Origin of the sequence: Faecalibacterium sp. An121 (genome assembly GCF_002160915.1) — a bacterium.
Taxonomy (GTDB): Bacteria; Bacillota; Clostridia; order Oscillospirales; family Ruminococcaceae; genus Faecalibacterium; species Faecalibacterium avium.
This window is the reverse complement of record NZ_NFLM01000040.1, coordinates 1-7,152: the sequence shown is the minus strand read 5'-3', so window position 1 is coordinate 7,152 and position 7,152 is coordinate 1. Positions and strand designations below refer to the sequence as shown.

Sequence of the window (7,152 nt, the reverse complement as noted above, 5' to 3'; positions counted from 1 at the left end):
AGAGGAATAGAACCAATATTCCTTCTGTTGTTGATCGCACCAAAACAAAAGAACTTTTGCGTCACGAAAGATAGGGTCCCTCTGCGGGGGTCGGCCATGCGGCCGGCCCCCGCATTGTTTTGTGTGTCGAAAACGAACGCTCCAGGGGGAACCCATTTCTGCCTGCTGCGCAGTCCCTAATATCCCCCTTTTGGACAAAATTTGCCGTCGAACCGCGCACTCGGCCTAGCGTGCCTCTTGCGCTTAGCCGATTTTTGCGGCGCGGGACGGAGCCCGCTTGCAAAAACCGGAGCGCTGCGCCAGCCGCGCCTTCGCTGCTTCGTCCGCAGGACGCGCTTGGCGCGGCTGCCCGCACGCACGGGAGCGTGGGAGGGAGTATGCGGCAAATTGGATGATTGGGCGAAAGATATAAAATTCTATAAGATTATTTTGCGAAAAATTGATTGTAAAATCATGTCGAAAGTTTTATACTGAAAGCAGCGACCCCTGACCGTTTTAAATTTAAAAAGAAAAGAAGAATGGAAAAAGGAGTGACATACTGTGAAAAAGATGATCTCCCGCCGCGCTTTCATGCGCGCAGCCGGCATCACCGCCGCAGCCGCCGCGGTGACCACTGCTGCACCTGCCGCTTCGGCCGCTTCGTTCTGGCCCTTCACCATGGACCTGCAGATCCTGGCCACCAGCGACACCCATGGCAAGTTTGACCCCTGGGACTACGCGGCCAACAAAGAGGATACCAGCGGCAGCGTGGCCCAGCAGGCCGCTGCCATCAAGCAGCTGCGCACCCCCGATACCCTGGTGATCGACGCAGGCGACACCATCCAGGGCAACTCCTCCCAGCTGTTCCTGGAGGACGATATCCACCCCATGATGGCCGCCATGAACGCCATCGGCTACGACGTCTGGGTGCCCGGCAACCACGAGTACAACTACGGCATGGACGTGATCCAGAAGGTGATGGCCCAGCAGAAGGCCCAGGTGCTGACCGGCAACGTCTACGCCCCCGACGGCACCCCCCTGGCCAACAGCTACACCATCCTGAAAAAGCGGGATGTCCGCATTGGCCTGATCGGCATGGTCACCCCCAATATCACCCGCTGGGATGCGGTCAATCTGACCGGTTGGACCGTCACCAACCCTGTGGATGAGTGCCGCAAGGTGATCGACCAGATCAAAGACCAGGTGGATGTGCTGATCGGCGTCATGCATATGGACACCGAAAACGAGTACGGCGTCTATGGCTCCGGCGTCACCGACCTGGCCAACGCCTGTCCCGAGTTCGACGTCATCATCGCGGCCCACGGCCACAAGGAGATCCCCGGCGAGGAGATCAACGGCGTGCTGGTGATCGAGAACAAGAACGCCGGCGCTACCATGTCGGACATCCACCTGCAGCTGCACCGCAAACTGGACGGCGGCTGGAAGGTGGCCAGCCGCAGCTCCGAGAGCATCCAGATCAAGGACTACCAGGCAGACCCCGAGCTGGTGGCCCTGCTGGCTCCCTACGACGAGCGCGCCAAGGCGGACGCCGTCATCCCCATCGGTGAGCTGGTGGGCGGCAACATGGCCCCCGACAACGAGATCGAGAACATCCCCAGCCCCATGGTACAGGATACCGCCCTGCTGGACTTCATCAACGAGGTGCAGCTGTACTACACCGGCGCGCAGGTGTCGGCTACGGCCATGACCTCCATGACCGGCCAGATGCGGGAGGGCACCATCCGCAAGTGCGACCTGACCAGCATCTACACCTACGAGAACACCCTGTACAAGCTGCAGATGAACGGCGCACAGCTGCGGGATTACATGGAATGGTCGGCTGCCTTCTACAAGACCTGGCAGCCCGGCGACCTGACCATCGCCTTTGACCCCGACACCCGCTATTACCTCTACGATGCATTTGCAGGCGTCAACTATGAGATCGACATCAGCCAGGAGCCGGGCAACCGCATCCGCAGCCTGACCTGGCCCGACGGCACCCCCGTGGCGGACACCGACAGCTTTGCCATTGCGGTCAACAACTACCGTGCCACCACCCAGCTGCTGATCGCGGCGGATATCTTCGCCCCCGGCGAGGCAATGCCGCAGCTGCTGGAGATGGATGTCCGGGGCGACCTGGGCGGCATCCGTGAGCTGCTGGGCGAGTACATCCAGACCGTCAAGGGCGGCGTCATCCAGCCCCATGTGGACAACAACTGGAAGCTGGTGGGCAACAACTGGGATCCCGCCAAGCATCAGCAGGCCGTGGAGATGCTGCGCGCCGGCACCCTGACCCTGCCTGGCAATGAGGACGCCCGCACCCTGCCCTCCACCGTCATCACCGAAGCAAGCCTGGGTTAAACCTGGGCCGTTCCCTCACTTGCTGTGCCCCTGCTTTCCTGCCGGGAAGCGGGGGCTTTTCTCTTTTTGCCGACTGCCCGGTAATGTTTCACAAATAAATCCGCGAAAATTGTATGTACAATACAAAAGAAATCCATGTAAAGCGTGTCAAATTATGATATAATCATAAGAAAGAGACGTATGTATACCGGGTCTACATTTGCCGGCGCGGCTGCGCTGTGCCGGCGGAAGGAGGCAGCGAAATGGCCAAAATAGAAACGCGGCTTTTTGGGTTCACTCAGAAAGGCGATGCAGTGAGTGAGTATATCCTTACCAACCCCGGCGGGCTGTCGGTCAGTGTACTGGACTACGGGGCGATCATCAAGAATATCATCGTCCCCGCCAAACGCGGGCCGGTGGATGTGGTGCTGGGCCACGACACCCTGCAGGAGTACGAGGGGGACACCGCCACCTACTGCGGCGCCTTTGTGGGCCGCTATGCAAACCGGATCGAGAACGCCGCCTTCTCCCTCAACGGCAAGACCTATCAGCTGGAGGCCAACGACGGCGCCAACCATCTGCACGGCTGCTTTGCCCGCAAGATGTACAGCGTCAAGGCCTTTGGGGATACCGTGCTGATGGAGGCGGACAGCCCCGACGGGGAGGACGGTTTCCCCGGCAACATGAAGATCGCGGTGCGCTATACCCTGACCCCGGACAACGCCCTGCGGATGGACTACCGGGTATCCTCGGACGCCGACACCATCGTCAACCTCACCAACCACACCTACTTCAACCTCAACGGGGGCGGCTCGGTGCTGGGCCAGCGGCTCAAGCTGTATGCGTCCACCTTCCTGGAGGGCGGCCCGGGCAACTGTCCCACCGGCCGTATCCTGCCGGTGGCCGGCACCCCCATGGACTTTACCAGGGGCAAAGCGATCGGCCGCGACCTGACCCCCGGCAGCGACCAGACCCGCATGGTGGGGGACGGCTATGACCACTGCTTTGTCATCGACCGGCCCCGGGCCGGCGCCCGCCAGAGCATCTGTGCCTGGGCCACCTGCGATGAAAGCAGCATCAGCATGAAGGTGTATACCACCCAGCCCGGCGTCCACCTGTATACCGGCAACTTTTTGCAGGACTGCCCCACCCCGGGCAAGGGCCTGCGCCCCATGCAGAAATATGACGGCTTTGCTTTGGAGACCGAGCACTTCCCCTGCAGTCCCTCCCATCCCGAGTTCCCCAGCACGGTGCTGCGGGCGGGCAAGGTGTTCCGTGTGTCCAATACCCTTCGTTTTTTTACCGGTAAGCAGTGCGGCGTGATCTGACCGGCTGCTGCCTCACAGAAAGGAGTTTGTATGTCCCGATCCCTGCGCCGCGCTGCCGCGGCTCTGCTGGCCCTGTTTGCCTTGCTTCTGACAGGCTGCGGCGGCGTTACGGCCGATGATGCCAAAGCCTATATCCAGGGCTGTCTGGATGCGGCCTACCTTGGCCAGTACAACCAGGATTATCTGGACCTGTCCGGCCTGACCGAGGAGGAATCCCGGCAGGAGGACTATGAATGGAACACCCAGGCAGAGGCCGAGATCCTGATGGAGTACTTTGCCATCTATCCCTCGGAGACGGCTTCCGCCCAGGCGCTGGATCTGGTCAAGGAGATCTACTCCCACAGCAAATACGAGGTCAAGGGCGCCAGCAAGCTGGAAGACGGCAGCTATGCGGTGACGGTGGAAATCCAGCCCATCGACATCCTGTACCGCTATTCGCTCGAAAACGATATCTCGGCCGTGTGGGCGGATGTGCTGGCCCAGCACGGCGTCACCTCCGAGGAGGAGCTGTACGCCATGTCGGACGCCGACTACGAAGCGATGGAGGATCTCTATGCGGCGGCGGTGCTGGATGGCATCCACGCCCTGCTGCCCGAGCTGGCCTATGGCCAGGAACAGACCGTGATGCTGCAGCTCGAGCTGGAGGACAACGTCTACACCCTGGTGGATACCGACTGGCAGCACCTGGACGGGATGATCATCGACTATACCGGCCAGTACTGCGACCTGTCTGCGGACACCCCGCAAATGGACGCGGTATAAACGGGCCTGTACATGGGAACGAAGCCAGCTCCGTCGGAGCTGGCTTTTGAGTTGTTTTTTCATTGGGTCAAGGCAAAAAAGAGCGGCGATAAATGCTGCGCTGCGATCATAAGAGACAAAAATCCATGCAGATAAGCGCGCCGCCCCTTGATTCCTGTGAGAGAAAGCGTTATCCTGTAATCAAAGAGCCGGGGCGCTTGCCCGGGCATCACACCCAAGCTGATCGAGAGGAAGGTTTGTTATGGCAATTTTGGTATCGGGCGGCGCCGGATACATCGGCAGCCACACCTGCGTCGAGCTGCTGAACGCAGGCTATGACATCGTGGTGGCGGACAACTTCTACAACTCCTGCCCCGTGGTGCTGGACCGCATCAAGCAGATCACCGGCAAGGACTTCCGCTTCTATGAGGCGGATATGACCAGGGCAGATCAGGTGGAGCACATCTTTGCGGAGTGCCCGGACATCACCGCCGTCATTCAGTTCGCGGCCTACAAAGCGGTGGGCGAAAGCGTCCACAAACCCATCGAGTATTATTCCAACAACCTCAACTGCACCTTGACCATCCTGGACGTGATGCGCCGGCATGACTGCCACAACTTTGTGTTCAGCTCCTCGGCCACCGTCTATGGCGACCCCGCCAGCGTCCCCATCACCGAGGACTTCCCCACTGGCAACACCACCAACCCCTACGGCACCACCAAGGTGTTCACCGAGCGGATCCTCACCGATGTGTGCAAGGCGGACCCCAGCCTGAATGTGGCCATCCTGCGCTACTTCAATCCCATCGGCGCGCACAAGTCCGGCCTGATCGGCGAGGACCCCAACGGTATCCCCAACAACCTGATGCCCTACATCGCCAAGGTGGCTGTGGGCAAGCTGGAAAAGGTGCACGTCTTTGGCAACGATTACCCCACCCCCGACGGCACCGGCGTGCGGGACTATATCCATGTGGTGGACCTGGCCCGGGGCCATGTGTGCGCCATCCGCAAGCTGGAGACCGGCTGCGGCCTGTTCATCTGCAACCTGGGCACCGGCCGCGGATACAGTGTGCTGGAGGTGCTGCACGCCTTTGAGAAGGCCTGCGGCCATGAGCTGCCCTACGTCATCGACCCGCGCCGCCCCGGCGACATCGCGGAGTGCTATGCAGACCCCTCCAAGGCCAAGCGGGAGCTGGACTGGGTGGCTGAGTACGGCATCGAAGATATGTGCGCCGACAGCTGGAACTGGCAGAAGAATAACCCCGACGGCTACCATACCGTCAAATAAACCTGGAACCAACAAGGCCCCTGCCGCCAAGGCAGGGGCCTTTTCGTTGGGGCAGAGCGCAAAAACACAGAAAATAAAGGCTTTTTGCCGGCCGGCTTCTTTTTCTGGCTCCGCACGCTGGACAAACGGGGCGGGCTGAGATACAATGGGCCCGGAAAAAGCGCCCCGAGAGCCTGTGGAGGCGCTCTGCGACCAGATACAAGGAGGACAAAACGATGCGCGTTCCCTATCAAACAATGTTGGCTGAATTTGAGCGTGTGCTGAGTCAATACGGCTTTTCCGCCGGCCGTGCCCACGATGCCGCCGAGATCTTTGCGCAGAACAGCCTGGCGGGGGTGTTCAGCCATGGCCTGAACCGGTTCCCGGTGGTGGTCAATTACCTGAAAAAGGGTGAGATCGACCCCGCCGCCGAGGCCGAGTGTGTGGCGCGTTTTGGCTCGATGGAGCGCTGGGATGGGCACCGCGGCTTTGGCCCGCTGAATGCGAAACGCGCCATGGACCGCGCCATCGAGCTGGCCAGGCAGAACGGCATCGGCCTGGTGGCTCTGGGCAACAACAACCACTGGATGCGGGGCGGCACCTATGGCTGGCAGGCTGCGGACCAGGGCTGCATTGGCATCTGCTGGTCCAACACCTGCCCGAATATGCCTGCGTGGGGCGCTCTGGATAACCGCATCGGCAACAATCCGCTGATCCTTGCGGTTCCCCGCTCCAACGGCGAGCATATCATGGTGGACTGTGCGCTGAGCCAGTTCAGTTACGGCAAGCTGGAGACCACACGTCTGGCGGGCAAACAGCTCCCGGTCGCGGGCGGCTACGACGAAAACGGCAGCCTGACCACCGACCCTGCCGCCATCGAAAAGACCCGCCGGATGCTCCCCATCGGATACTGGAAGGGCAGCGGCCTTTCGATCCTGCTGGATCTGATCGCCACCGTCCTGACCGACGCGAACTCTGTGGCAAAGATCGGCAGCTTTGGCAGTGAAGTCGGCCTGAGCCAGATCATGATCGCCATCGACCCGTCCAAATTCCAGTCTGTGGAAACCACCGACGCCATCGTGGACGCCATCGCGGCGGATGTGGCTTCCAGCCAGCCTGTGACCGAAGGCGGGGAGGTGCGCTGCCCCGGTCTGGGCGAATACCGCAGCCGGAAGGAAAATCTGGAACGGGGCATCCCCGTTGCAGAAGAAAAGTGGCGCGAAGTACTCGCGATGTGAGGCAAGATCCCCGCGCTCCCGAATCTGGGTCCCGACCGTACGCTTATGCCGTCCGGCCGGGATTTTTTTGCTGCCCGGCGGGCGGAGTGGCAAGGCGCGGCTGCCCCACCGGAAAATTTCCTCCCGCCACAAAGTTAGAAATTTCAAACTAAAGAAAATAAAGAAAAAAAGGGAAAATTTGAAATTGGGTCTTGACACCGGGGGGGGTATGTTATGATAGGCACACAAAGGAAAGGACCTTCCTTTGAACCTGTTTTGG

At 60.4% G+C, this 7,152-nt stretch carries 5 protein-coding genes; all 5 read left to right on the top strand.

All coding sequences use genetic code 11. The features are described from left to right. The first annotated feature begins 549 nt into the window (after positions 1-549). The 5 genes from B5E66_RS12440 to yiaK all read left to right on the top strand — a co-directional run bounded on the left by B5E66_RS12440 (position 550) and on the right by yiaK (position 6,893). Positions 550-2,340 carry a 5'-nucleotidase C-terminal domain-containing protein gene (locus B5E66_RS12440; protein ID WP_242958200.1) on the top strand — a complete coding sequence of 597 codons (1,791 nt, stop codon included), beginning with the start codon at positions 550-552 and terminating at the stop codon, positions 2,338-2,340. Positions 2,341-2,582: 242 nt separating this feature from the next. After that, a complete protein-coding gene (locus tag B5E66_RS12435) occupies positions 2,583-3,647 on the top strand; it encodes an aldose epimerase family protein (RefSeq protein ID WP_087233729.1) in 1,065 nt (354 codons plus the stop codon). 30 nt (positions 3,648-3,677) lie between these two features. After that, on the top strand, positions 3,678-4,409 hold the full coding sequence (locus tag B5E66_RS12430; RefSeq protein WP_087233726.1) for a hypothetical protein: 732 nt from the start codon (positions 3,678-3,680) through the stop codon (positions 4,407-4,409). Positions 4,410-4,650: 241 nt separating this feature from the next. Next, positions 4,651-5,676, top strand: coding sequence for a UDP-glucose 4-epimerase GalE (gene galE, locus B5E66_RS12425; protein ID WP_087233724.1), 1,026 nt, complete (start codon positions 4,651-4,653; stop codon positions 5,674-5,676). Positions 5,677-5,891: 215 nt separating this feature from the next. After that, complete coding sequence (gene yiaK / locus B5E66_RS12420) at positions 5,892-6,893, top strand: 3-dehydro-L-gulonate 2-dehydrogenase (RefSeq protein ID WP_087233721.1); 1,002 nt, start codon at positions 5,892-5,894, stop codon at positions 6,891-6,893. Positions 6,894-7,152 lie beyond the last annotated feature (259 nt).